The following is a 24,222-nucleotide window of genomic DNA, read 5'->3' on the forward strand; positions in this document are numbered from 1 at the left end:
GTTTCCCTATGAGTGCGCAGCAGCCAGACGATGTGTACACGCACGGCCACCACGAGTCGGTGGTCCGGGCCCATGCCTCCAGGACGGCGGAAAACTCCGCCGCGTTCGTGATTCCGCACCTCACCCCCGGGGTCTCGGTGCTGGACGTTGGGTGCGGGCCGGGCAGCATCACGTGCGACTTCGCCGGCCTGGTGGCCCCCGGAAAGGTGACCGGGCTGGACCGCTCCCCGGATGTGATTGCCCACGCGCGGGAGCTGGCGGCCGACCGCGGCGTGGAGAACGTGGAGTTCGTGGCCGGCAACATCTACGATCTGGACTTCGAGGACGACACGTTCGACGTCGTCCACGCCCACCAGGTCCTGCAGCACCTGACCGATCCCGTGGAGGCGCTGCGCGAGATGCGGCGGGTGGCCAAGCCGGGCGGCATCGTGGCCGTGCGCGACGCCGATTTCCACGGCATGAGCTGGTACCCCGCCATCCCCGAACTCGACGAGTGGATGGACCTGTACCAGCGGATCGCCCGGAGGAACGGCGCCGAGCCCGACGCCGGACGCCGCCTGGTCTCGTGGGCGCAGGCCGCCGGCTTCACCGACGTGGCGCCCACGAGCAGCAACTGGCTCTACGCCACCGGGCAGCAGCGGCGCTGGCAGGCCAGGGTGTGGGGCGAGCGCGTGCTGCACTCTGCCTTCGCCGAACAGGCCCTCGAGTACGGGTTCGTGCAGGAGGCGGACCTCACACGCATCTCCGCGGGGTGGCACCGCTGGGGCTCCACGGACGACGGCTGGTTCCTCATCCCCAACGGCGAGGTCATCGCCCGCGCCTAAACGCAGCGCCTGAACGTGCGCCTGATCGTGGGTGCGCCCGGCGTTCTGCGGCACCCACCATGCACCGATTCACCAAGAATGGCCGCCTAAGGCACCGTCCGGGCGGCCGTTTTTGGTGAATCGCCGTGGAGCGACCCGCCGGCAGACCGCACTAAGCTTGTTTGGTGCAATTCTCCCTGTGGCTGGCCCTCGCGGGCGCCGGCGTCCTCATCAGTTTCACCCCCGGCGCGGGTGCCATCAACACCATGAGCAACTCGCTGACGTCCGGCTTCCGCCGCTCCATCTGGGGAATCCTCGGCCAGCAGGCGGCGCTGATCATGCATGTAGTCATCGTGGCGCTGGGCGTCGGAGTCCTCGTGGCGGGGTCCCCCGTGGCCTTCAACGTCATCCGCTACGCCGGGGCCGCCTACCTGGTGTACCTCGGGATCCGGCAGTTCCTGCACAAGCCGGACCTGGACCAGGAAAAGGCCGCCGCCCTCAGGAGCGAGCCCGCCTGGTCCATGTTCCGCCGCGGCCTCTGGGTGAACCTGCTCAACCCCAAGGCGATCGTGTTCTTCCTGGCCTTCATGCCCCAGTTCATCCGGCCGGAACAGCCGCTGCTGTCGCAGTACCTCGCCCTCACGGCCACGGTGGTCATCATCGACATTCTCGTCATGTGGTTCTTCTTCGCAGCGGCGGCGAAGTCGTTCCAACGCTTCACCCACGATGTCCGGGGCCAGACCAGGCTCAACCGGATCTTCGGCGTCCTCTTCGTCGCCGTGGGCATCCTGCTGGCGCTCATGCACTAGATCCGGGGAGTGCAATTTCGCGAATTATGACCCGGTCAGCAGGCAACTTTACGGATTCCCGGGATCATAAGGGCCCTTACTAGCCAAGGAGGACGCTCATCCTCCATGCTTAGCACCATGACCTCAATGACCAGCCCCTACCGGATCATCGCGGTCTGCACCGGCAACATCTGCCGGTCCCCCATGGCCGAGCTGATGCTCACCGAGGCCTTCGCCGCGGCGGGGCTGGCCGGGGACGTCGTGGTCGACTCCGCCGGCACCACGGCCTACGAGGCAGGGCGCCCCATCGACCCCCGGGCGGCGCGGAAACTGACCGCCAACAACCTCGCCTCGGACCGTCACACCGCCAGGGAATGGCGCGCCGAATGGTTTACCGAGCGCCACCTGATTCTCGCCCTGGACGTGGACCACTACGGCTGGCTCCGCGCGTCGGCGCCGGACGCAGAATCGCTCGCGAAGATCCGCATGTTGCGCAGCTTCGACCCCGCCCTCGAATCGAAGGATCCCCTGGAGCAGGGCATCGAAGACCCCTGGTATGGCGGGCATGCGGACTTTGATGCCGTGTGGAACCAGGTCCAGGCGTCGGTGCCGGGAATCGTCCGGTATGTCCGTTCGGCCATCGCTGCAGCGTCAGAGGAAGACGCCCCGCTCCAGCTTCAGAACAGCGAGCAGGTACGCTCTATTTCATGACCCCCGCTCCTGTGATCATCGCCATTGACGGGCGGTCCGGCGCAGGCAAAACCACGTTGGCCATCGAACTGGCGGCACGGCTGCGGAACCACCACAAGGTCTCCCTGTTTCATCTGGAGGACATCTACCCGGGCTGGAACGGGCTCGCCGCAGGCGTTGAACGCTATGTGACCACGGTGCTGGCGCCCCTGCGGCGCGGCGAACCGGCAACGTGGGTCAGCTGGGATTGGGCACGGCATTACGACGGCGATGCCCGGGTCACGCTGCCCGCCGAGATCGTGATCGTGGAAGGCGTGGGGGCTGCGGCTGCCGCGGCCAGGCCCCTCCTGGACGCCGTCATCTGGGCCGATTCGCCGGAAAACGAACGCCGCACCCGTGCCCTCGAGCGCGACGGCGACACCTATGAGCCCTACTGGGACCTGTGGGCCGCCCAGGAATCGGAGCTCCTTGCCTCGGACAACGTGCGGGAGCACGCGGATATCCGGGTCCTGAACCGCGCCGACGACGCCGCCCCGGCTGATGTCCTGCAGGCGCTCACCTACCTCCCGGCCCTCGCCACCGTGCTGGTTCCGGAGCTCTCCGCGCGCCGTGGCCTCCGGCTCCTGGCCGAGCGCATCGAGGGCCGCCCGGACGCGGCCGCCCTCTTCGGGTCGCTGTACGGCGACTCAGCGAATGCGGTCTGGCTGGATTCGTCCTTCGTTCCGCCCGCCGACGGGGAGGGGACTCCCGCCGCGGAGCGCAGCCGCTTCAGCATCCTCGCGGACGACGGCGGCACGTTCGGCCAGTCGGTCCGGCACCGTTCGGGGACCAACCGGATTACAGCTGGCTGCGCCACGGCCGAGGTGTCCGGCACGTTCTTCCGCTGGCTGGAGACCGTCTGGGGCCGGAAAGCGGTCCGTGGCCCGGAGAACTATCCGTGTGACTTCACCCTGGGCTGGCTCGGGTACCTCGGCTATGAGCTCAAGCGCGAAACCGGCGGATCCGACATCGCCTCGGATACGCCTGATTCGGCCCTGATATTCGCCGGGCGGGCAGTGGTCCTGGACCACGCCGAAGGCGCCGCCTGGCTGCTTGCCCTTGACGCGCCGGATGCGGCCGACTGGCTCGCCGACGCCCGCGCCGCCGTAACCGCGGCCGGCCAAACGGCCACTGAGCGTGCGGCCGGCAACGAAGCCGGCACCGGCGGGGAGGCGGGCACCGGCAACCCCGCCGGCGGCAGCAACGGCGTCGCGGGTCAGGCGGTGCCGGCGTTCACCAGCCGCGATACCGAGGCCGGCTACAAGCGCAAGATCGCCGAGGCCCAGCACGAGATCGCCGAGGGAAACACCTACGAGGTCTGCCTCACCACCACCCTCACGGCCGAGATGCCCGCCGCCGGCCTCGATCCCTGGCCGACGTACCTGGCGCTGCGGAGGCGGAACCCGGCACCGTTCGCGAGCTTCCTGCGCTTCGGCGGCCTCACGGTGGCCAGCACGTCGCCGGAGCGTTTCCTGCGGATAGCGTCCGACGGCGGCATGCGCGCCGAGCCGATCAAGGGCACCCGGCGCCGGGCTGCCGACCCGGAGCTCGACGCGGCGCTGCGGCGCGACCTGGAGACCTCGTTGAAGGACCGGGCCGAGAACATCATGATCGTGGATCTGCTTCGGAACGATCTGAGCCACTTTGCCGAGCCGGGCTCGGTGACCGTCAGCAGGCTGTGCGAAATCGAAAGCTACGCAACGGTCCACCAGCTCGTGAGCACCATCGATGCAACCCTTCTGCCGGGGTCGCCGCGGGCCGAGGCCGTGGCCGCGTGCTTCCCCGCCGGCTCCATGACGGGCGCGCCGAAAATCAGCACCATGGCCATCCTCGACCGGCTGGAGGACGGCCCGCGCGGTGTCTATTCCGGGGCGATCGGATACTTTTCGCTCAACGGGGCCACGGACCTTGCAGTGGCCATCCGTACCCTGGTAATCCAGTCGGACGGCGGCGACGACTGGGTGGCCGCCGACGCCCACGGAACCGGCGCCGAAGAGGGGCGGCGGGCGACACTCAGTCTCGGCGTCGGCGGCGCGATCACGGCGGATTCGGCGCCCAAGGAGGAATACGAGGAAATCCGCACCAAAGCCTTCGGCGTACTGTCCGCGCTGGGCTCGGAATTCCCCCGCAGCTGAGCCGGCGTCTACTGCACCGTCGCCGTGAGCCGCGCGACGTTGTCCACGTACCTCGCCGCGAGCGGCCGGCGCATCCAGGCGTCGAGTCTCAGCTCATGGGAGATGTCCCGGTAGGTGTCCTCCACCGCGCGCATGCTGTCCACGATCTGCGTGCCCAGGAGCATCACCGAGACCTCCATGTTCAGCGAGAAGGAGCGCATGTCCATGTTGCTCGAACCGAGGACGGCCACTTCGTCGTCAATGGTGAAGTGCTTTGCATGCAGCACGAACGGCGCCTTATAGAGGTAGATCTTCACGCCCGCCTCCAGCAGCGCCTTGTAGTACGACTGCTGCGCGTGGTGGACCAGGAACTGGTCGCCCTTTTCGGAAACGAAGAGTTCGACGTCGACGCCCCGCTGCGCCGCGGTGGTGATCGCATAGAGCAGGGAGTCATCCGGGACGAAGTACGGGCTGCAGATGGAGATCCGGTGCTGGGCGGAGTAGATGAGCGTGTTGAACAGGCGGAGGTTGTTTTCCGTGCTGAACCCGGGGCCGCTGGGTACCACCTGCGCCGTGACATTGCCCGGGGCGGACTCGGCGGGAAGCTGCAGCTGGGCCTCGAGCTGCGCTTCCAGGGATTCGTCCGTCTCGCTGAGCCAGTCGGTGGCGAAGACCACGTTGAGCGTCGGCACGATGGGGCCGCGCAGCCGGGCCATCAGTTCCACCCATTCGCGCCCCACCTTGCGGTGCTTGGGGTTGTTGTAGGACGGCTCGATCAGGTTCTGCGATCCGGTGAACGCCACGTCGCCGTCAATCACCATGATCTTGCGGTGGTTCCGCAGGTCCGGCCGGCGCCACTGGCCGTGGATAGGCAGCAGCGGGAGCATCCGCCGCCACTGGATCCGGCTGGCCCTGAGGCGCTCGAGGAGCCTGCGGTAGCCCTTGATCCGGAGGGTGCCGATGTGGTCAAACAGCACGCGCACTTCAACGCCGCGGTCGGCGGCCTCTTCCAGCGCCGTGAACAGTTCATCCGTCACGTGGTCCGTGCTCATGATGTAGAACTCGGCGTTGACGAACCGTTTGGCGTTCCGGACGGCCTCGGTCATGGCCGCGATGGAGTCCGGGTACCCGGGGATCAGCTCCACGGAGTTGCCGTCCACCATGGGAATGGACCCCAGCCGGCGGTTGAGTTCGGCGGCGGACTTCACCCATTCGGGCCCCGGGTATTCACTTCCGACGTCGGACAGCACCGACGTGCGGGCCCGCACCCTTTCGCTGACCAGCTGCTGCTGCTCCACGCGGCGCCGGGAAAGGCGGAAGTTGCCGAAGAGCAGGAACAGGATCAGGCCGACGGACGGCACGAAGAAGATGCCCAGCAGCCAGGCCATGGCGGTGGTGGGCCGGCGGTTGCCGGGGATGATGCCCACTGCGAGGATCCGGATGATGAAGTCGGCGGCGCTCAGCAGGAAAATCAACCAGGACGGTAGCGTTCCGGCGAGCGGAAATGGCCACAACACAGGCGAACCCCCGATATTTCTTGCCCTCGGAGCCATTCCGGAAGGCGCGGACCTGCCCAGCCTATCGGGCGCGGTCCGCACTAAGCTGGAGGCATGACTTCTCCTGCCGCCGCCACCGTGCTGGTATTCCTCGACCCGGACTACGAATACGGCCGGATAGCCGACCCCACGCAGCCGCAGCTGATGGCAACCGACCAGGGCGCCACGCGCGGCGACGGCGTTTTCGAGTCCATGCTCGCCGTGGCCGGCCGGACCCGGAAGGTCCAGGCGCACCTGGACCGCCTGGGCGGCTCCGCGCGGGCCCTGGACCTTGAAATCCCCGGGCAGGATGTGTGGCGGCGGGCCATCGAAACGGGCGTCGCCGCTTTCCGTTCAGACAACCCGGCGTCCTCCCCCGATGAGGACGAGGCCGTGGTGAAGCTCCTGGTGACCCGCGGTGTGGAGGGTGCCTTCTCCCCCACGTGCTGGGTGCAGGTGTCCGCCGTCGGGGCGGCCGGCCGGCGGCAGCGCGAAGCGGGCGTCGACGTCATCCTCCTGGACCGCGGTTACGACAGCGATGTTGCCGAACGCGCTCCGTGGCTGCTGCTCGGCGCCAAGACGCTGTCGTACGCGGTGAACATGGCGGCCCTGCGCCACGCGCACAAGCAGGGCGCTGACGACGTCATCTTCACCTCGTCCGACGGCCGCGTGCTGGAGGGCCCGACGTCGACCGTTCTGCTGGCCCACGTCGAAACGGGCGACGGCGGCGCAACGGTCAAGCGGCTCATCACCCCGCAGCTGGACAGCGGCATCCTCGCCGGCACCTCACAGGGCGCCCTGTTCGCCGCAGCCAAGGCGGCCGGATGGGAGCTGGGCTACGGCCCGCTGGAACCCCGGGACCTGTTCGACGCCGACGCCGTGTGGCTGATTTCCAGCATCCGGACGCTGGCGCCGGTCAACCACATCGACGGGAAAGAGATCGGCACGCCGGCCCTCCGGAAGCAGCTGACGGCCGAGCTCAACGAGCTGTTTGCCGGGATCGAATAAACGCCCGCGGGCCGTTGTGGTGCCGGCCGGCCTGGAGGAAAATAGCGAACCATGGCCAGCACAGTGGAAATCGACGGGCACCCACGTGGGTCGAAGACCGCGGTGGTTCCGGCACGCCGCTCCTGCTGCTGCATGGTGGCCTCAGCAACAGTGACGAACTGCTCAACAGCATCGGGCGGGGCCTCTCCAAAAGCTACCGCGTTGTCGCCTTCGACCGCCGGGGCCACGGCTATACGGCGGACACCGACGCCGACTTCCACTACGCCGGCATGGCAGCCGAAACCATCGGGGTGCTGGAAAAAGTGGTGGACGGGGCGGCCCACCTGGTGGGGTGGAGCGACGGCGGGGTCATCGCCCTGCTCGTCGCCCTGCAGCGGCCCGATCTGGTGCGGAAGCTGGTGGTCATCGGGACCAACTTCCACTCGACGGCATGGTCCCCGTGGAGATGGATCCCGATTCGCCGATGGCGCAGGAACTGGGCAAGGCATACATCGAACGCTCCCCTGACGGGCCGGGGCATCTGAGTGAGGTCTTCGGCAAGAGTTTTGCGATGTTCGCTGCAGAGCCGACGCTCACCGCCGCCGACGTCGCGCACATCAGCAGTCCCGTGCTCGTGGTGTCCGGCGACGACGACCTCGTCTCTCTGTCCCATACCGTCGCCCTCTACGAAGCGCTGCCTGAGGGCCAACTGGCCGTCGTACCGGGCGCATCGCACGCGCTTCCACTCGAGCAGCCGGACGCAGTCAACGCCCTTATCCTCAAGTTCCTGGGTACCGCCGGGCCGCCGCAGACGATGTTTCCGATCCGCCGCGCGCGCCCGGCCAACGCATAACTTCGAGCCCGTTCCTTCCCGGACGCCTTAGAGGTATCGTCTGGCACAGGAGGAGCTCACATGGACTGGATAACCCTGGTTTTCCTTGCCGGGCTGATCGTGGCGGCTCACCGTTGAACGGCTGTGCCGGTATTCGGCCGCCATCCTTGCTGCCGCCCGTGACGAATTACTGTCATGAGCAAAGCGGACAAGCAGAACCTGCGGTATTGCGACTACTACTGCTTCATGTCCCTGGCGGATTTCATGGCGTGGGTCCAGGAGGACGGCGGCAGTGAACCGGACATGTCCTACTCCCGGTAACGCGCCCGGTAGCCGGCGGAGGGCGGGCCGTGAGTGACCGGCCTGTAAGTCAGCAGCCCGGGGTAAGCCTCTTTCCCTCTGGGTAGCCACCGCCGGCTCCACCGCCTATGCCGCCCTGGATGCCGACATTGACGTCGACGTTGCCGTCATCGGCGGCGGCATCGCCGGACTTACGGCGGCGTTGGCCCTCAAACGCGCCGGCCAGACGGTTGCGGTGGTCGAGGCCGCACGGGTCGGCACGGGAGTCACCGGACACACCACCGGCAAAGTCACGTCACTGCACCGCCTCGCCTACACGGAACTCGCCGGCAGCCACGGAGACGATGCCGCCCGCACCTACGGGCGAGCCAACCAGGCCGCGATCGAACACATTGCACGCACCGTTTCCGGGGAGGGGCTCGACTGCGGCTTCCGCCGCGTGGCCAACTACACCTACGCCGAGACCGACGACGCCCTGGTCCGCGTGCGCGACGAAGCCGCCCTTGCTGCCAGCCTCGGCCTGCCGTCCGCCTTCACGTCCGATGCCCCGTTGCCCTTTCCCGTCAAAGGCGCTGTCCGCTTCGACGGCCAGGCACAGATCCACTCGGTGAGGTACCTGCAGGGCCTGGCGGGCGCAGTCCATGGGGACGGCAGCTTCGTGTTCGAGGAGTCGCCTGCGGTCTCGCTTCGGGACGGGTCACCGGCCGTGGTCACCACCGAGCGGGGCTCCGTCCGGGCGCGGGACGTCATCGTGGCCACGAATGTGCCGTTTGGCGACCGGGGCGCGTTCGACGCCCGCTGTTATCCGCACCGCTCCTACCTCACCGCCAGCCTGGCCACCGGGCCACGGCTCGATGACGCGTTCAGGAACTCCTCGTTCATCAGCGTTGACGAGCCGATGCGCTCCATCCTGACTGTCGATGTGGACGGAACCAGCTACGTGCTCCCCGGAGGTGAGGGCCACCGGGCGTCCGACGTCGGCGACGCCGCCGAGCGGTACGGCCGGCTCGCCGCCTTCGCCCGGGACCGCCTCGGCGCCGGAGAGACGGCATTCCGCTGGTCAACGCAGGACGCCATGCCCGTGGACGGGCTGCCGTACGTCGGGCTCATGTCGCCGGAGGCCCGCCACGTCCACGTGATCACCGGCCTGCGGAAGTGGGGCCTGACCAACGGCACCGCCGCGGCGCTCATTCTCACGGACACCCTTTGCGGCCGCCATAGCGCGTGGGCTGCAGTGTTCGACAGCAACCGGGCCGTCCCGGCCATGGACGCCGTCGCCCCCGCTCCCACCGGCACGGCGCCGCCATCCCATGCGCCCGGCCAACCGGGGCCCAGCCAACCGGTGCCCGGAGCCGGCCCCGCCCGCCCCGCTCCGGGTGAAGGCAAGGTCATCGAAGTGGACGGAGAGCCAACAGCCGTCTACGCCCGCCCGGGCGGGCAAATGGAAGCGGTCTCGGCCATCTGTACGCATCTGGGCTGCACCGTCGGGTTCAACGCGGCCGACGTGAGCTGGGACTGCCCCTGCCACGGTTCCCGCTTTGCCACCGATGGCACCGTCATCCAGGGTCCGGCCACGAAGAACCTCCCGCCCAGGCCCCTGCCCTAGCCGGCCGGGTACACCCGGTGCCCGCTTGCCGCCGAAGGCCCGGCGGAAGAAGTGTGGCGCAGTGCACAAATAAGAGACATCGCAGTCTTTCCCGTTGTATGCTCCTACCACGGCCATACCGTCAGCGCCTCGCGGCGAAGCGGCGGAGTGGCCCGGTTCCGGGCTCAGCCGGAATCGTGAACCTATAAAGGAATAGCCGATGTCTAGGGACGAGACCTCCCTTCCTGCATTGACAAACTCACTACCCAAGGGTCTGGGGGCCCAGGCAGAACTGCCGGGGGATGTGGGTGACATGACTGTGCGCTGGCAGGCGCAAGGAATCATCGACGAGCTGTTGGCCGACTCCGATCCGGAGAGTCAATGGACCCGGGTACAGTTGCGCGAGCTCGTGGAGGCGCATCCGGACAGCCCTGAGCAGGCGCTGCTGGAACACCTCACCGCCACCACCGCAGTGACGAACGCCCAGGATGACGGCACGCAGGGCAACCAGGCCGAGCAGCCAGTGGAGGCGCCCGCCCCCGTTCCCTTTACCAGGCGCAGCAGGAACCGGATTGAAGCCGTCCTCGGCGACAAGATGCTCATGACGGCCTTCCAGCCCGTCCGCCAGCTTCCGGCCGGGCACGTGATCGGCGTCGAAGCCCTCACCCGGTTCGTCAGTGATGACGGCGCCAGCGCTGACCACTGGTTCACCGAAGCCCAGTCCGTGGGCCTCGGCGCCGACCTTGAAATCGCCGCCCTCCACCGTGCCCTCACCGCGGCCCAGGCTGTCCCGGAGCACCTGTTCATCGCCCTGAACCTGACTCCCGCCACCTGCATGGATCCCCGGATCCAGGGATTGCTCGAGCATTCCCAACTGGCCGTGGACAGGATCGTCATCGAGCTGAACGGCCACGTCCCCGCCAACCAGTACGCTTCGCTGACGGCCTCCCTTGCACCGCTCCGCGGGCGAGGACTGCGGATCGCCGTGGACGGAGCCGGCGCCGGCTTCACCTCGATGGACCAGGTGCTGGAACTCCACCCGGACATCATCAAGCTGGGCCGCCCCTTCATTGACGGAATCGAAAGCTCCGAGTGGCAGCGGCTGCGGGCCGCCGCGATGGTTGAGCTCGCCCGGCACATCGGCGCAGATCTCGCCGCGCAGGGCGTCGAAACCCAGGCGGAACTGGCTGCAGCGACCGAACTCGGGATGGTAGCCGCGCAGGGTTATCTCCTGGGCCGCCCCTCCGTCCATCCGCTGGACTGGAACGCCTGGAAGCGCTCGGAAAGCGAAGCGGCCCCGAGCGGTTCCTGACGCCGGCAGGCAACGGAAGGCCGGCAGGCGTCGGAAGTCCGGAAGACCGGAAGGATCAGTCCTCCGCCAAGTCCGTGGCGAGGCGGATGTGGTTGTCCGCCAGCCACTCCGGGTTGAAGGCCTTGCTCAGGTAATTGCTGCCCGTGTCGGGGGCTATGGCCACCACCACGGAACCGTGCGGCGCCGCCCGCGCCACCCGGAGTGCCGCAGCCACCGTCAACCCGGACGACGGCCCAAGGGACAGCCCCTCCTCGTTGAGAAGCCGGTGCACGGTGGTGTACACCTCGTCGTTGGGGATCCGCAGGAACCGGTCCAGCAGGCTGCGGTCAAAGACCTTGGGCCAGTCCGGCTTGGGCCAGGAATTGCCCACGCCGTCCACCAGGATCTGGCCCGGGTGCCCGCCGCTGTAGACCGAGCCGTACGGGTCCGCGCCGATCACCTCCACATGCCCGGCCGATTTCTCCTTCAGGTACCGCCCATTGCCCGTGATGGTGCCGCCGGTTCCCACCCCCGCCACGAAGTGCGTCACCCTCCCTGCCGTCTGCTCCCAGATCTCCGGCGCGGTCCCCTCGTAGTGCGCCTGCGGATTGGCGGGGTTGTCGAACTGCAGCGGCCGCCATGCACCCGGCGTTTCCGCGGTGATGCGCGCAGCCACGGCCCTCGCATTGGCCGGTGAATCCGAGGGCGCGGTCCAGTCCGTGAACACCACACGGGCACCGTAGCGCTGCAGAAGTTCCAGCTTTTCGGAGGAAATGGAGTCGCCGGTCACCACCACCACCGGATGGCCCGTCAGCGCCCCGATCAGCGCCAGCCCGATCCCGGTGTTCCCGGACGTGCTCTCCACGATGGTTCCCCCGGGCTGCAGTTGCCCGCTGCGCTCGGCCGCACGGACCATGCTCAGCGCGGTCCGGTCCTTGATGGAGCCACCCGGATTCTCCGATTCCAGCTTCACGAAAACCGTGCTGCCCAGCCCCCGGCTGAGCACCTCCAGCGGTACCAGGGGCGTGTTGCCCACCTGCGCCAGGACAGCCCCGGCGTCGGCCACAAGGTCTACCGCTGGCCCCGCATGCCTGGGTGGCCGGTGCCTGCCCGTCACGGTGCTCATGCCTCTCCTCCCGCATCGTATTCCTCGCCCGGGGCGGGCGTGCGCAGCTCCGGCAGCCCGGCGAGCAGTTCCCGCAGCTCGTTCCGGGCCTTGTCCACCAGCACCGCCGCCGGCAGCTGGTCCGCCAGCAGCACGGAGAGGCGGTCGACGACGGCGCCGGCCCCCTTCCCGAGCGGCCTCACCTCGGCGGCGGGCACGCTTCTCCCAGCTTCCGCGCCCTGCGCCTCGGCCAGGAGGTACGCGGCCGTCAGCGCCTCGATGGTGAGCAGCTTGTCTGCGGCTTCCACGGCCCGTTCCAGCTGCTGGAGGGCAAGCGGTGCCAGGGTGGAGTGGTCCTCCACGTCGGCGGAAAGGGTCGGGGCGCCGAGCGTGGCAGGGGCAGCGAGGAACTTCAGCTCGGCCAGGAGCCCCGCGGCCGAATACCAGAGCAGGCCCGGGAGGTCCTCGGACGCCAGCGGAGTGCCGCTTCGCGCGGCCTCCAGGTTGAGCTGCCGGATGAGCCGCTGCGGCGGATAGAGCTTCGCGATCCGCCGCTCGCTGCTGATCCCCACGTGCGCCAGTCCCAGCCGCAGCGCCTCGAAGGCCAGGGCCAGCTGCATCGGCTGGAAGTTCCCGCCGGAGACCATCCGGCCGGACGCCAGGTCCGTCAGCGGGTTGTCGCCGCGGCCGTTGAGCTCCACCTCCAGGGCGTCGGCGAGCGCCGTGACCTGGGCCCTGAAGGCGCCGTGCGTCTGGGGCGCGGCCCGGAAGGACAGGGCGTCCTGCACCGACACGTCGCGCCGGGGATCCTCCAGCCAGCCGCCCCGCAGCAGGTGCCGGACCTTGGCGGCGGAGACCCTCTGGCCGTCCACGGCCTTGGCCGCCTGCACCGCCGGCGAAAACGGGCTGAGGTTCCCGCCGCCGTCGTACCGTGCGGTTGCCTCCAGCGACAACGCGAGCGCGGTGTCCGCGAGGTCGGCAAGCTGCAGGAGCCGGCCGAGTTCGAGCGCGCCGGCGCCGATGGAGTACGCGTTGGCGCTGACGACAGCGAGGGCCTCGCCCGGCGCCAGGACCAGCGGTTCCAGCCCTGCCCGGGCGAGCGCCTCGGCACCGGCCACGAGGGTGCCGTCCGCCGCGAGCACCTGCCCTTCCCCGATGGCGACGGCGGCCACGGCCGCCAGCTGGGTCAGGTCCGACGATCCCACGGACCCGTCGCGCGGAATGGCCGGAACCACTCCCCTGTTGAGCAGTTCGGCATAGAACCTGGCCGTGTCCGGGCGGACTCCGGAACCGCCGCGGGTGAAGCCGATGAGCCTGGCCAGGATCACGGCGCGCACCTCGTCGGGGGCGAGCAGCGCTCCCACTCCGCTGTGGTGGTACCGGATCACCTGGATCTGGTAGTCGAGGATGGACTCTTCCTCGACGGCGGTGTCCCGGCCGGAGCCGAGCAGGGTGTTGAGTCCGTACACCTTGTGACCGGAGTCGATGGCTGCCTGGACCACGTCGCGGGACAGCCCCACCAGTTCGAGGGCCTCGGCGCTCAGGACAACCTCGACCGCCGGATCTGCCGCGGCCCTGGCCACTTCCTCCGCCCGGATGTGCGCCGTGCCGATCAGGAAGGCGCCCCGCCGGGCGCCCGGCTGGCGGCCCTCGGATGCTCTGGCCCCGTCCATGGCGCTAGAAGTCCAGCAGGTTCCGGCGGAACCCGCCGTCGCCGTAGCTTGTCCGCAGCAGCCCCCGGCGGCGCAGCACCGGCGCCAGCTTGTCCAGCACGCCGTGCACGGTGGCGGGGTCCACGAATCCGGAGAACAGGAAGCCGTCCCCGCCCACCGCCGCCCCGGTCTCCTCCAGGTAGTCGGCGATTTCCTCGGCCGTGCCGATGATGCTGTCGCCGGCGCCGCCGCTCCTGGCCTGCAGGAGCTGGCGCAGCGTGGAACCGGGCGGACCTGCCTTGGCGAAGTGGTCCAGCGTGCCCTGGTTGCTGTTGGTGGTGAGCTCCGGGAGGGGCTCGTCCAGGTCGAACTGTTTGAAGTCGATCACGGAAAGGTAGGAGATGGAGTTCAGCTGGCTGTCGATGTCCCGCTGCGTGAGCTGGCGGCGCTGCTCCCAGAGCTCATCAGCCTCGGCCCGGGATCCCACCACAGTGGGCTTGAAAACGAAGAGGACCTTGACGTCGTCGGCGTTCCGCCCGGCCGCGGTTGCCTCGGCCCGGATCGAATCGCGGTAGGCCTTCATGCCGTCGGCGCCGCGGGCCAGGGCGATCGCCACGTCCGCGTTTCCTCCGGCGAACGCCTTGCCGCGCGGGGAGGCGCCGGCCTGCACCAGCACGGGCTCCTCCGGCAGCGGTGCCGTGTTCAGCGGGCCGCGGACCTTGAAGAACTCGCCGCTGTGGTGGATGGGCCGGACCTTGGTGTGGTCAGCAAAGACGCCCGCTTCCGCGTCCTCCACGATGGCGTCCGGCTCCCAGCTGCGCCACAGCTTGCGCACCACGTGCACAAATTCCTCCGCCTTCTCGTACCGGAGGTCGTGTTCGATCTGCTGGTCCAGGCCGTAGTTCTGCGCGGCGAGGTCACTGCCCGAGGTCACCACGTTCCAGCCGAGCTGCCCGTTGGAGAAGTGCTGCAGAGTGGCCAGGAGCCGGGCCGCGGTGAACGGCGGGTAGAAGGACGCGCTGACCGTGGGCACGATCCCCAGGTGCTCCGTGGCGGACAGCAGGTACGGCACCAGGGCGAGCGGATCATGCTTCGGGGCGAAGGACGCCTGGGCCAGGCTCACCTGCGCGCTGCCGCCGTACGTGTCCGGGACGGTGAGCGAATCCTCGATGATGAACAGGTCCAGGCCCGCCCGCTCGAACTCCCGCACGGCATGCTGGTACAGCGCGGGTTTCTTCCAGTCGTAACCGATCCCGTAGCCCGGCGTCCCCCATCCCTGGACTCCGAAGCCATGGCCCACAAACCATCCAAAGTGCAGCATGGGACTGACTGTATTGCCGCTCGACTCGTTCACTGCTGCCTGGTTTCATCCGGCGTTACGGTGGTTCATCTCCCGTCATTATCCCCCCGGGCGGCGCCCATGCAACCGGACTTCCGCGGCCCCAGCGTTACGCAACATGACGACGACGGCGGTGCGCGCCGCCGTCGTCGGTGTTACGTTTTTGGGGAGTAATGAGAACCGGCGCCAAGCCCTGACTGGCCGGTCGGCAACCCTCCCTTTCGCGGCGGGGTGCCTCAGGTGAATACTCGGCATATCGACCACTTCGAGCTGCAAGCGTGAGAGAAGGAGATCCGTTATGACGGACGCCCCCGCCGGCGTAACCCTGCCGACCCAGCAGGACAAGCCTGAGGAAAAACTGTCCTACCGCCTGATCACGGGACCGGACGACCGCGCCTTCTGTGAGCGCATCTCCACAGCCCTGGCCGAGGGATACGTGCTTCACGGCAGCCCCGCCGCCGCGTACAACGGCATCAATGTGATCGTGGCGCAGGCCCTCGTCCTGCCCGCCGCGATCGCCAGCGCCGACGCCGCCGTGGCCACCGCCGTGGACCGGCTGGACTCGGACGAAGACCTCAACGCCGAAGCATTCGAGGGGCACGCATGAGCTACGCCGGAGACCTGACCCCGCCGGATGCGTGGGCCAAGCTGGAGGAGGGCGCCATCCTGGTGGACGTCCGCACCGAGGGCGAGTGGGCGCACATCGGCATTCCGGACACCAAGGCCACGGAGAATGACCCGCTGTTCATCCAGTGGACCTTCCCCGGCGGCATCCCCAACCGCGACTTCATCGAGCAGCTGAAGCAGCAGGCCCCGGAGGACACCAGCGTGGAGCTCGTGTTCCTGTGCCGCTCGGGCCAGCGGTCCATTGCGGCCGCCATTGCCGCCACGCAGGCGGGCTTCACCGCCTACAACGTCCTCGAGGGCTTCGAGGGGGAGCCCGACCGCTACGGCGAGCGCACCGTCAACGGCTGGAAGAACCGCGGCCTGCCAACGAACCTGGGAAAGAACTAAGTGACCTTCAATCAAGACGCCGCAGGCTGGAGCCCGGAGACCCAGGCCGTCCGCGGCGGGCTGGACCGCACCAACTTCCAGGAAACCACGGAGCCCGTGTTCCTGAACTCCGGGTTCGTCTACGAATCCGCTGCCGCCGCCGAGCGTGCCTTCACCGGCGAGGACGAACGCTTTGTCTACTCCCGCTACGGCAACCCGTCCGTGGCCACCTTCCAGGAGCGGCTGCGCCTGCTCGAGGGCACCGAGGCGTGCTTCGCGACGGCGTCCGGCATGTCCGCCGTGTTCACCGCCCTCGGCGCGCTGCTCGCCGCCGGGGACCGCGTGGTTGCCGCCCGTTCCCTGTTCGGTTCCTGCTTCGTGATCCTCAACGAGATCCTGCCGCGCTGGGGCGTGGAGACGGTGTTCGTTGACGGACCGGACCTGGAGCAGTGGCGCGAGGCCCTGTCGGTGCCCACCACGGCGGTCTTCTTCGAGTCGCCGTCGAACCCCATGCAGGAGATCGTGGACATCGCCGCGGTCAGCGAACTGGCACATGCCGCGGGGGCCACTGTCGTCGTCGACAACGTCTTTGCCACCCCGCTGCTGCAGCGCTGCGGCGAGCTCGGCGCGGACGTGATCGTCTACTCCGGCACCAAGCACATCGACGGCCAGGGCCGGGTCTTGGGCGGGGCCATCCTGGGCACCAAGGAATTTATCGACGGGCCGGTCAGGCAGCTCATGCGCCACACGGGGCCGGCCCTGTCTGCGTTCAACGCCTGGGTGCTCACCAAGGGCCTGGAAACCATGGCCCTGCGCGTGAACCACTCGTCGGCCACGGCACTGCGCCTCGCCGAATGGCTTGAGAACCAGCCCGCCGTCAGCTGGGTCAAGTATCCGCTGCTGAAGTCCCACCCGCAGTACGAGCTGGCCGCGAAGCAGATGAAGGCCGGCGGCACCGTGCTCACCCTGGAACTCGCGACGACGGCCGGCCAGTCGGGCAAGGACGCCGCCTTTGCGCTGCTGGATGCCCTGAAGATCATCGACATCTCCAACAACCTGGGGGACGCCAAGTCCCTCATCACCCACCCCGCCACCACGACGCACCGCGCCATGGGCCCGGAAGGCCGTGCGGCCATCGGTCTCAGCGACGGCGTGGTGCGCCTGTCCGTGGGGCTCGAGGACGCCGAGGACCTGATCGGGGACCTGGAACAGGCGCTCAAGCAGATCTGATGTTTCCGGGCTGATTGTTCGGGGTGGCTGTCAGCCGTCATGTTGGAGGGACAATACGACCTCCACCTCATCGCCGGCGCTGATGCGTGCCGCGGTCCTGATGGCCTTCTTGACCGGGAGCACGTAGGACCGGCTCCTGCTCTCGGGGAACAGGGACGTCTGCCACTGGTGGCCGGCAATCGAGGCCGTGACTTTCACCGAGCCGAAGCCCCTCCGGAAGGCGGCCGACTCCTCGCGGATGTCGTCGGCGAGGTCCTCCGGCAGAGTGAGGAAGTGCCAGCCGGAGTCCCCCGGGTAGAGCCACAATTCGGCCCGGAACGCATACGACGTCGTCACGAAATGAGTATGGCACGGCGTAACACCGGGCCGGTCGGTTTTACTTAGGTAAGCCTTAACTAATAAAATCTCCCGGGTGACCACACAGCTTGATTTCGAGCGGGTGTCCTTTGCCTCGGATCTTGCGAGCCACGGGGACAGGCCCGCCATCCTTGCCGACGACTTCGCCCTGACCTACCGGGAACTTGCCGACCGCGTCGACGCCCTCGCGCTCCGGCTCGGCACCGAGCGGCGCCTGGTGGCGCTGGCCGCCGCCAACGACGTCGACTCCCTGGTTGCCTATCTGGCGGCCCTGGTCTCCGGCCACCCGCTGATCCTCGTCCCGGAGGACAAACCCGCCGCCCTGAACTCCATCGTGGCGGCCTACGACCCCGACGTCATTCTGCGCTCCGGGAACGGGCAGGCTGTGCTGGAGGAGCGCCGTCCCGGCACCCGGCACGAGCTGCATCCCGACCTTGCGCTCATGCTCAGCACCTCCGGCTCCACGGGATCCCCCAAGCTGGTGCGCCTGTCCCACGCCAACCTGCAGTCCAACGCCGAGTCCATCGCCGAGTACCTGGACATTGGCCCGGATGACCGCGCGGCCACGACCCTGCCGATGTCCTACTGCTACGGGCTGTCGGTGATCAACAGCCACCTGCTCCGCGGGGCCGGTCTGGTCCTCACCGACCTCTCCGTTGTTGATCCGTGCTTCTGGGAACTGTTCCGCAGCCGCGGGGCAACGGCATTCGCGGCCGTCCCCTACACCTTTGAGCTGCTGGAACGGGTGGGATTCGCGGACATGGAACTCCCCAGCCTGCGCTATGTGACCCAGGCCGGCGGCCGGCTCGCACCCGAGATGGTGCAAAGCTACGCCGGGCTCGGGCGCCGGCGCGGCTGGGAACTCTTTGTGATGTACGGCCAGACCGAGGCCACGGCGCGGATGGCGTACCTGCCGCCCGATCTGGCAGCCACCGTGCCCGGAACCATCGGCATTCCCGTGCCCGGCGGAGCGTTCCGCATCGACCCCGCGCCCGGCCTGGAGCACGGCGAACTGGTATACACGGGCCCCAACGTCATGCTCGGCTACGCCGACCGCCCGGCGGACCTCGCCGCGGGCAGGACCATCAGCGAACTCCGCACGGGCGACCTCGCCCGGAGGCATCCCGCCGGCGTCTACGAGGTGGTGGGCCGGCGCAGCCGGTTCGTCAAGATCGTGGGGCTACGGGTCGACCTCGGGCAGGTGGAACGGATCCTGGCCGACCTTGGCGTGCAGGCGGCGAGCGCCGGCACCGACCAGGGCGTCGTCGTCGCCGTCGAAGGCGACCACGACACGCAGCTGCTGGGCAAGGTCCTCGCGCAGGGAATCGGGCTGCCGCGGGCGGCCCTTGAGCTGCACGCCGTCGAGCATCTCCCCCGCATGGCCACCGGCAAACTGGACTATCCGGCGGTCCTTGCGCTGTCCGGAAACAGCACGTCCGGCCCTGAGGTGTCCGGCCCTCAGCCGGCGGACCGCCCGTCGGCGGACAGCTCTTCGGCGACTGCCGCCGGGCCTGACAACGTCCGCAGGATCTTCCGGGACACGCTGGAGCTCACGGACATCGCGGACGGCGACACGTTCGTCTCGCTGGGCGGGGACTCGCTGTCCTATGTGGCGGCGTCCGTGCGGCTGGAACAGGCCCTCGGCCACCTCCCGCCGGACTGGCACGTCACCCCCGTCCGGGACCTGGAACCGCGCAGGCGGGACGTGCCGGCGCGCAGGATGCGGCGCTTCTTCGCACCGCTCGAAACGAGCATCGTGCTGCGGGCCGTGTCGATCGTGCTGATCGTCAGCACGCACGTCGGGTTCTTCAGCTGGCAGGGCACCGCCCACGTGCTCATGGCGGTGGCCGGATACAATTTCGCCCGCTTCCAGCTCTCCGGGGAACGGCTCCCGAGGCTCCGGCGGCAGCTTGCCAGCCTGGCCAGGGTGGTGGTCCCCAGCATGGCGTTCATCGCGTTCGCCTACCTGATCACCGACAGATACAGCCTCGCCAACGTCGTGCTGCTCAACGCCGTCATCGGGCCTGAGGCGGTGACCACCCAGTGGCACTTCTGGTTCATTGAGGTGCTTGTCTACCTGCTCGTGGGCATGACCGCCCTGCTCGCGATTCCCTGGCTGCACCGCGCCGAGCGGCGCTTCCCGCTGCTCTTCCCGCTCGCCATCACCGGAGCGGGGCTGCTCACCCGCTACGACCTGGTCGATCCCGGCGTGCCGCACACCGCGCCCGCCCTGTGGCTCTTCGCCCTGGGCTGGGCCGTCGCGCGGTCCCGGACCGTGGCCCAGCGGTGCCTCGTGTCTGCCCTCGCCGCCGTGACGGTTCCGGGGTTCTTCGAGAACGCCGCCCGGGAACTGACGGTGGTCGCGGGGATCCTGCTGCTCATCTGGCTACCGACGCTGCCGGTGCCGAGGGTCTTCGGCCGCCTGACCGTGCTGCTGGCCAGCGCCTCGCTCTACGCATACCTGGTCCATTGGGTGGTCTACCCGCCGCTGGCCGGGATCAGCCCCGCGCTGGCCGTGGCGGGATCGCTTGCCGCAGGCATTGGCTACTGGGCGCTGTGCATGCGGGTGATGGGAACAGTGAGCCGGTGGAAGATTGGCCGACGGCGGGAACGTTCCGGCGGCATCCGGCCTCAGACTGCCTGAAGCTCCCGGGGCGCCGGCAGGCCACGCGATGCCACGGCCGAGACCAGCATGGACCCGGCAGCCATGACCGGGTCGATGACCGGAATCCCGAGCCTGCTCCGCAGAACGTCCGCCATGCCGATGCTCGTCAGCCCGGTGCTTGCCTCCACGATGACGTCCGCGCCGGCGTCCACCAGCATGTGGGCGGCGGCCAGGGCGTCGAAGATCCCCGTCGGCATGAGGAACCCCTCGGGGGTCTCCACGCTCTCCGGGCCGTCGATCAACAGCATCCGCTCGCCCAGGGCGTCGGAGATCGGGCCCGGCACCGAGTGCTTGAGGCCGAGCACACCCACGCGCCCTCCGAACGTGAGCGCGGCAGCAGCCGCCGCGGAACCAGCGCCTATCACCGGAATGTTCACGAGGCCGCGCACCTCGGCCAGGCCCGGATCGGCGGCGCAGCTGACGATCAGGGCATCAGCATCGACGGCCATTTCGAGCGCCAGTTCCACGACCTTCGGAACGGCGCGCCGCAGCGACTCCCCGTTGTAGACCCCGGACGGCTGGTCCGGGACGCACCGCGACGTCACGTCGAAGCCAAAGGTTTCCTGCAGCAGCCTTCCGTGGGAGTTCAGCAGACGCCGGTCCGTCGTCGTCAAAACCCGGATGATACCTACGCGCATGGTCCATGCCTTCCCCGAGCGGATCATTTGGTTCCAGAGTAGCCAGCCAATATTTCGGCCGGTTTACCGCCGAATGACCATCGGAAACATCCCCGTCCCTCAGCGCGAACGAACACTTGAGGCCCGCCTCTCCGCGGCACCGCCGCGCGAACTGTCAGATAATGCCCAATTTCCCGCAATTTGGGGGCGTTATCTGCCCGTTCGCGCTGCAGAGGAGGGCTTAAGTGTCAGTTCGCGCTTGCGGGGCGGCGATCAGGACTGGCGGACGCGCAGCAGCTCGGGCACAGGCACAGCGTCCGCGTCGTCCGTGTAGCCCACCGTCCCGCGCAGCGTGGCCCGCACGGCATGCGCGACGACGGCACCCAGCCCGCCGTCGTCGGGCGCCGCCTTTTCCATCACGGTTTCGCGGATGGTGCGCTGCTCGGCAGCGCCGGTACCGCGCGCAATGATCTCTTCGACGCCCTGCCTGGCGAGCTCGAGCTCACCGTTCTCGGCCAGGACCGGCTCGAGGAAGTCGACCAGCGAGCGTGCGACGTCGGCGGCGGGCGCGGGCCTGAAGCTGCCGAAATCCAGCAGTTCGCCGCGCAGGCCGAAGTTGCTCGCCTGCCATGCGGCCATGCGCAGCAGCACCGTGGGGACGGGCGCCGGCTCCACGTCGTCGCGCCATTCCCTGCCCGCGGACTCCACTAGCGCGCGCACCAGGACGGCGATCAGCGCGGCGTCCTCGGCGCGGAGGCAGACGTCCGCCACGCGCACCTCCACAGTCGGATGGTTGCGTGAGAGGCGGGCGTCAAAGTAGATCATGCCTTCGTCAAGCACCACGCCGCTGTCCAGGAGCCGGGTCACCACGCGCCGGTAGGAGGACAGGCTGCCGTAGATGGCGGACGGGCCCGACGACGGCCAGCGGTTCCACGCCTGCGTCCGGTAACTCTCGAACCCGGTCTGCACGCCGTTCCAGAACGGGGAGTTGGCGCTGAGCGCTATCAGGACGGCCAGCTTGTCCCGGATCCGGTCCAGGACCGCCACGCCTTCGTCCGGGGATTCGATGTAGGTGTGGACGTGGAATCCGCAGGTCAGCTGTTCCTGGGCTGTCAGTCCAAAGCGCTCCAGCATTCTGGCGTAGCGCGGGTCCGGTGTGGTGTGGCTGGAGAGGGCCAGCGGCGAGGTGGCCAGCGCGGCCACGCGTGCGCCCTGCCGCTGCGCGGCGTCATCCGCCATGGCCCGGCCCGCGCGGATCTGGCGGAGCAGTTCAGCCTGGTCCAGGCAGGGGCGCGTCTGGGTCTCAATCTGCTCAAGCTTGAGCTCGGCGCTTAAGCCCATTTCGTCGTCGTCGGCCGTTGCAGTGGCCTGCTTCTGCAGCAGGCGAGGTTTGTCCGGAGCGTCGTCGGCCGCGAGTTTGCGGCCGGCCAGCAGCGCATCAGCGAGCGCAAGCGGTTCGCCGCTGTCCGGATGCACGATCAGCAGTTCTTCCTCGACCCCAAAAGTCCGCATGCCTACATTGTGCGCCAGACCGGGCAAATCGTCCCCGACATGACGAAGCGCAAACTGGCAGATAACGCCCTCAAATCCGCCTGGAGGGGTTGTTATCTGCCAGTTCGCGCATCGAGGAGGGGGCTTAAGTGTCCGTTCGCGCTCCTGTTAAGTCCTGGAAGTTAGTCCTGGAAGTACTCGATCTTGGCGCCGATGGTGTTGAGGCGCTCCGCCAGGTCCTCGTAGCCGCGCTCAATCACATAGATGTTGCGCAGTTCGGACACTCCCCGCGCCGCGAGCATGGCCAGGAGCAGGCAGGCTGCCGGGCGGAGGGCCGGCGGGCAGCCCACCTCGGCGGCCCGCCACCGGGTGGGGCCGTTGACGTAGATCCGGTGCGGATCCAGCAGCTGCACGCGGGCGCCCAGCTTGTTCAGCTCCGTGAGGTAGATGGCGCGGTTCTCGTAGACCCAGTCGTGGATCATGGTCTGGCCCTCGGCGTTGCCCGCAATGACGGCGAAGAACGGCAGGTTGTCGATGTTCAGCCCCGGGAACGGCATGGGGTGGATCTTGTCCTCCGGCGCGCGCAGTTCGGAGGGCTTGGTGGTCACGTCCACCAGCCGGGTGCGTCCGTTGCGGGCCATATACTCCCCGGAAACCTCCAGCTGCTGGCCCATCTGCTCAAGGGTGGCGAGCTCGATCTCCATGAACTCGATGGGCACGCGGCGGATGGTCACCTCGGAATTGGTCACGATGCCGGCGGTGATGAGGCTCATCGCCTCGATCGGGTCCTCGGACGGGAAGTACTCGATGTCGACGTCGATGGACGGCTTGCCGGTGATCTTCAGCGTTGTGGTGCCCACGCCGTCGATCTCCACGCCCAGCCTCTGCAGGTAGAAGCAGAGGTCCTGCACCATGTAGTTGGGGCTGGCGTTCCGGATGATGGTGGTGCCGCAGCGGTGGGCGGCGGCCATGATGGCATTTTCCGTGACAGTGTCCCCGCGCTCGGTCAGCACGAAGGAACGGTCAAAGCTGTCCGACGGCGGCGCCTGCACCGTGTAGAAGCCGGCGGTGGCCTCCACCGACAGTCCGAACTGGCGCAGCGCCTGCATGTGCGGTTCCACCGTGCGGGTGCCCAGGTCACAGCCGCCGGCGTAGGGAAGCCGGTACTCGGCGGTCTCGTCCAGCAGCGGCCCAAGGAGCATGATCACGCTGCGGGTCCGGCGTGCGGCCTCGACGTCCATGGACGCGAGGTCCAGGACTGCGGGGCGGCGGAGCCGGAGATCGTTGTCGTTGAGCCAGGTGCATTCGACGCCGATGCTGGTGAGCACCTCGACGATCCGGTTGACTTCCTCAATCCGGGCCAGCCGGCGCAGCGTCGTGGTGCCGCGGTTGATGAGGCTGGCGCAGAGCAGCGCCACGCCGGCGTTCTTGCTCGTGTTGACGTCAACCGAGCCGGAAAGCGTCCGGCCGCCTTCCACGCGGAGGTGGGTCATCTGCGACTTGCCGAGTTGGACGATGCTCCGGCCAAAGATCGCCTCGAGGCGCTGGATCATTTTCAGGCTCAGATTCTGTTTGCCCTGCTCCATCCGGGCCACGGCGCTTTGGCTGGTCCCGAGCTCGGCGGCAAGCTGCCCCTGGGTCCACCCGTTCTGCCCGCGGGCGTCGCGGAGCATCAGGCCGACTTGTTCAGCAGTCTGTTGTGTCATGGTCAAAAAATATCACTAATGATGTATTGCCGCCGGGCGAAACGCCGGAAGTGCCTTAAATGTCACATTCATACCCGTTTCATGCGATAAAAGTGATCCTCTC

22 protein-coding genes and 1 riboswitch are annotated in these 24,222 nt (G+C 68.3%); of the genes, 14 read left to right on the forward strand and 8 right to left on the reverse strand.

Features of this window, described 5'->3' with window-relative positions; genetic code table 11:
• Nucleotides 1–8 precede the first annotated feature (8 nt).
• The 4 genes from ASG92_RS05250 (at nucleotide 9) to ASG92_RS05265 (ending at nucleotide 4,455) form a co-directional block, all read left to right on the forward strand.
• On the forward strand, nucleotides 9–824 hold the full coding sequence (locus ASG92_RS05250; RefSeq protein ID WP_056625452.1) for a class I SAM-dependent methyltransferase: 816 nt from the start codon (nucleotides 9–11) through the stop codon (nucleotides 822–824).
• Between the two features lie 164 nt (nucleotides 825–988).
• The gene (locus tag ASG92_RS05255; protein WP_056625616.1) at nucleotides 989–1,612 is read left to right on the forward strand and encodes a LysE family transporter; all 624 of its coding nucleotides are present in this window, start codon (nucleotides 989–991) and stop codon (nucleotides 1,610–1,612) included.
• 117 nt (nucleotides 1,613–1,729) lie between these two features.
• Nucleotides 1,730–2,302 (forward strand): low molecular weight protein-tyrosine-phosphatase, encoded by a 573-nt coding sequence (locus ASG92_RS05260; protein WP_056625455.1) that lies wholly within the window; start codon nucleotides 1,730–1,732, stop codon nucleotides 2,300–2,302.
• Nucleotides 2,299–4,455 (forward strand): chorismate-binding protein, encoded by a 2,157-nt coding sequence (locus ASG92_RS05265; protein WP_056625459.1) that lies wholly within the window; start codon nucleotides 2,299–2,301, stop codon nucleotides 4,453–4,455. The genes ASG92_RS05260 and ASG92_RS05265 overlap by 4 nt, the downstream gene beginning before the upstream one ends.
• Before the next feature lie 8 nt (nucleotides 4,456–4,463).
• Here ASG92_RS05265 and cls read toward each other — a convergent pair whose 3' ends face one another.
• Nucleotides 4,464–5,951 (reverse strand): cardiolipin synthase, encoded by a 1,488-nt coding sequence (gene cls, locus ASG92_RS05270; protein WP_240987014.1) that lies wholly within the window; start codon nucleotides 5,949–5,951, stop codon nucleotides 4,464–4,466.
• A gap of 93 nt (nucleotides 5,952–6,044) precedes the next feature.
• On the opposite strand from cls, the gene ASG92_RS05275 reads away from it, so the two are divergent.
• From ASG92_RS05275 to ASG92_RS05295, 6 genes are all read left to right on the forward strand, one after another.
• Nucleotides 6,045–6,977 (forward strand): aminodeoxychorismate lyase, encoded by a 933-nt coding sequence (locus ASG92_RS05275; RefSeq protein ID WP_056625465.1) that lies wholly within the window; start codon nucleotides 6,045–6,047, stop codon nucleotides 6,975–6,977.
• 14 nt (nucleotides 6,978–6,991) lie between these two features.
• Entirely contained in the window at nucleotides 6,992–7,501 is a 510-nt protein-coding gene (locus ASG92_RS29140) for an alpha/beta hydrolase (protein ID WP_056625467.1), read from the forward strand.
• 26 nt (nucleotides 7,502–7,527) lie between these two features.
• On the forward strand, nucleotides 7,528–7,809 hold the full coding sequence (locus ASG92_RS29145) for an alpha/beta hydrolase (RefSeq protein ID WP_056625470.1): 282 nt from the start codon (nucleotides 7,528–7,530) through the stop codon (nucleotides 7,807–7,809).
• Between the two features lie 174 nt (nucleotides 7,810–7,983).
• A complete protein-coding gene (locus tag ASG92_RS30245; protein ID WP_277308055.1) occupies nucleotides 7,984–8,109 on the forward strand; it encodes a hypothetical protein in 126 nt (41 codons plus the stop codon).
• A 127-nt stretch (nucleotides 8,110–8,236) separates the two neighbouring features.
• The gene (locus ASG92_RS05290; protein ID WP_346762978.1) at nucleotides 8,237–9,694 is read left to right on the forward strand and encodes an FAD-dependent oxidoreductase; all 1,458 of its coding nucleotides are present in this window, start codon (nucleotides 8,237–8,239) and stop codon (nucleotides 9,692–9,694) included.
• A 199-nt stretch (nucleotides 9,695–9,893) separates the two neighbouring features.
• Nucleotides 9,894–10,985 carry an EAL domain-containing protein gene (locus ASG92_RS05295; protein ID WP_056625472.1) on the forward strand — a complete coding sequence of 364 codons (1,092 nt, stop codon included), beginning with the start codon at nucleotides 9,894–9,896 and terminating at the stop codon, nucleotides 10,983–10,985.
• 55 nt (nucleotides 10,986–11,040) lie between these two features.
• Here the strand turns inward: ASG92_RS05295 and ASG92_RS05300 are convergent, their stop codons facing one another.
• The 3 genes from ASG92_RS05300 to ASG92_RS05310 are packed head-to-tail and all read right to left on the reverse strand — an operon-like array spanning nucleotide 11,041 to nucleotide 15,042.
• Complete coding sequence (locus ASG92_RS05300) at nucleotides 11,041–12,090, reverse strand: cysteine synthase family protein (protein ID WP_157372109.1); 1,050 nt, start codon at nucleotides 12,088–12,090, stop codon at nucleotides 11,041–11,043.
• A complete protein-coding gene (locus ASG92_RS05305; RefSeq protein ID WP_056625479.1) occupies nucleotides 12,087–13,742 on the reverse strand; it encodes an aromatic amino acid ammonia-lyase in 1,656 nt (551 codons plus the stop codon). The genes ASG92_RS05300 and ASG92_RS05305 overlap by 4 nt, the downstream gene beginning before the upstream one ends.
• Before the next feature lie 4 nt (nucleotides 13,743–13,746).
• Nucleotides 13,747–15,042, reverse strand: a complete 1,296-nt coding sequence (locus tag ASG92_RS05310) for an NtaA/DmoA family FMN-dependent monooxygenase (RefSeq protein ID WP_056625481.1) — start codon at nucleotides 15,040–15,042, stop codon at nucleotides 13,747–13,749.
• Nucleotides 15,043–15,229: 187 nt separating this feature from the next.
• Nucleotides 15,230–15,345, forward strand: a riboswitch (SAM riboswitch).
• 13 nt (nucleotides 15,346–15,358) lie between these two features.
• Here ASG92_RS05310 and ASG92_RS05315 point away from each other — a divergent pair.
• Genes ASG92_RS05315 through ASG92_RS05325 form a run of 3 tightly spaced genes read left to right on the forward strand, consistent with a single transcriptional unit; the run spans nucleotide 15,359 to nucleotide 17,283 of the window.
• Nucleotides 15,359–15,667 carry a DUF1737 domain-containing protein gene (locus ASG92_RS05315; RefSeq protein WP_056625484.1) on the forward strand — a complete coding sequence of 103 codons (309 nt, stop codon included), beginning with the start codon at nucleotides 15,359–15,361 and terminating at the stop codon, nucleotides 15,665–15,667.
• Nucleotides 15,664–16,074 (forward strand): rhodanese-like domain-containing protein, encoded by a 411-nt coding sequence (locus ASG92_RS05320; protein ID WP_056625487.1) that lies wholly within the window; start codon nucleotides 15,664–15,666, stop codon nucleotides 16,072–16,074. Before ASG92_RS05315 ends, ASG92_RS05320 begins: the two co-directional genes overlap by 4 nt.
• Nucleotides 16,075–17,283, forward strand: a complete 1,209-nt coding sequence (locus ASG92_RS05325) for an O-succinylhomoserine sulfhydrylase (protein ID WP_056625490.1) — start codon at nucleotides 16,075–16,077, stop codon at nucleotides 17,281–17,283.
• A 30-nt stretch (nucleotides 17,284–17,313) separates the two neighbouring features.
• On the opposite strand, the gene ASG92_RS05330 is transcribed toward ASG92_RS05325, so the two are convergent.
• Entirely contained in the window at nucleotides 17,314–17,619 is a 306-nt protein-coding gene (locus tag ASG92_RS05330) for a DUF1905 domain-containing protein (protein ID WP_056625619.1), read from the reverse strand.
• Between the two features lie 76 nt (nucleotides 17,620–17,695).
• Here ASG92_RS05330 and ASG92_RS05335 point away from each other — a divergent pair, with 76 nt between their 5' ends.
• A complete protein-coding gene (locus tag ASG92_RS05335) occupies nucleotides 17,696–20,284 on the forward strand; it encodes an AMP-binding protein (RefSeq protein ID WP_056625493.1) in 2,589 nt (862 codons plus the stop codon).
• On the opposite strand, the gene ASG92_RS05340 is transcribed toward ASG92_RS05335, so the two are convergent.
• The 3 genes from ASG92_RS05340 to ASG92_RS05350 form a co-directional block, all read right to left on the reverse strand.
• A complete protein-coding gene (locus tag ASG92_RS05340; protein WP_056625622.1) occupies nucleotides 20,272–20,943 on the reverse strand; it encodes an aspartate/glutamate racemase family protein in 672 nt (223 codons plus the stop codon). The genes ASG92_RS05335 and ASG92_RS05340 overlap by 13 nt on opposite strands.
• Nucleotides 20,944–21,195: 252 nt before the next feature.
• The gene (locus ASG92_RS05345) at nucleotides 21,196–22,434 is read right to left on the reverse strand and encodes a glutamate--cysteine ligase (protein WP_056625496.1); all 1,239 of its coding nucleotides are present in this window, start codon (nucleotides 22,432–22,434) and stop codon (nucleotides 21,196–21,198) included.
• 161 nt (nucleotides 22,435–22,595) lie between these two features.
• A complete protein-coding gene (locus ASG92_RS05350) occupies nucleotides 22,596–24,119 on the reverse strand; it encodes a UDP-N-acetylglucosamine 1-carboxyvinyltransferase (RefSeq protein WP_056625500.1) in 1,524 nt (507 codons plus the stop codon).
• Nucleotides 24,120–24,222: the final 103 nt, after the last annotated feature.

This window comes from Arthrobacter sp. Soil736 (assembly GCF_001428005.1).
Taxonomy (GTDB): Bacteria; Actinomycetota; Actinomycetes; order Actinomycetales; family Micrococcaceae; genus Arthrobacter.

Excerpts from the sequence above, each read along its gene's own strand:
- ASG92_RS05250 (WP_056625452.1), top strand. The coding sequence starts at position 9 with ATGAGTGCGCAGCAGCCAGACGATGTGTACACGCACGGCCACCACGAG.
- ASG92_RS05260 (WP_056625455.1), top strand. The coding sequence starts at position 1,730 with ATGACCTCAATGACCAGCCCCTACCGGATCATCGCGGTCTGCACCGGC.
- ASG92_RS05265 (WP_056625459.1), top strand. The coding sequence starts at position 2,299 with ATGACCCCCGCTCCTGTGATCATCGCCATTGACGGGCGGTCCGGCGCA.
- ASG92_RS05275 (WP_056625465.1), top strand. The coding sequence starts at position 6,045 with ATGACTTCTCCTGCCGCCGCCACCGTGCTGGTATTCCTCGACCCGGAC.
- ASG92_RS29145 (WP_056625470.1), top strand. The coding sequence starts at position 7,528 with ATGTTCGCTGCAGAGCCGACGCTCACCGCCGCCGACGTCGCGCACATC.
- ASG92_RS30245 (WP_277308055.1), top strand. The coding sequence starts at position 7,984 with ATGAGCAAAGCGGACAAGCAGAACCTGCGGTATTGCGACTACTACTGC.
- ASG92_RS05295 (WP_056625472.1), top strand. The coding sequence starts at position 9,894 with ATGTCTAGGGACGAGACCTCCCTTCCTGCATTGACAAACTCACTACCC.
- ASG92_RS05300 (WP_157372109.1), bottom strand. The coding sequence starts at position 12,090 with ATGAGCACCGTGACGGGCAGGCACCGGCCACCCAGGCATGCGGGGCCA.
- ASG92_RS05305 (WP_056625479.1), bottom strand. The coding sequence starts at position 13,742 with ATGGACGGGGCCAGAGCATCCGAGGGCCGCCAGCCGGGCGCCCGGCGG.
- ASG92_RS05310 (WP_056625481.1), bottom strand. The coding sequence starts at position 15,042 with ATGCTGCACTTTGGATGGTTTGTGGGCCATGGCTTCGGAGTCCAGGGA.
- ASG92_RS05315 (WP_056625484.1), top strand. The coding sequence starts at position 15,359 with ATGACGGACGCCCCCGCCGGCGTAACCCTGCCGACCCAGCAGGACAAG.
- ASG92_RS05320 (WP_056625487.1), top strand. The coding sequence starts at position 15,664 with ATGAGCTACGCCGGAGACCTGACCCCGCCGGATGCGTGGGCCAAGCTG.
- ASG92_RS05340 (WP_056625622.1), bottom strand. The coding sequence starts at position 20,943 with ATGCGCGTAGGTATCATCCGGGTTTTGACGACGACGGACCGGCGTCTG.
- ASG92_RS05345 (WP_056625496.1), bottom strand. The coding sequence starts at position 22,434 with ATGCGGACTTTTGGGGTCGAGGAAGAACTGCTGATCGTGCATCCGGAC.
- ASG92_RS05350 (WP_056625500.1), bottom strand. The coding sequence starts at position 24,119 with ATGACACAACAGACTGCTGAACAAGTCGGCCTGATGCTCCGCGACGCC.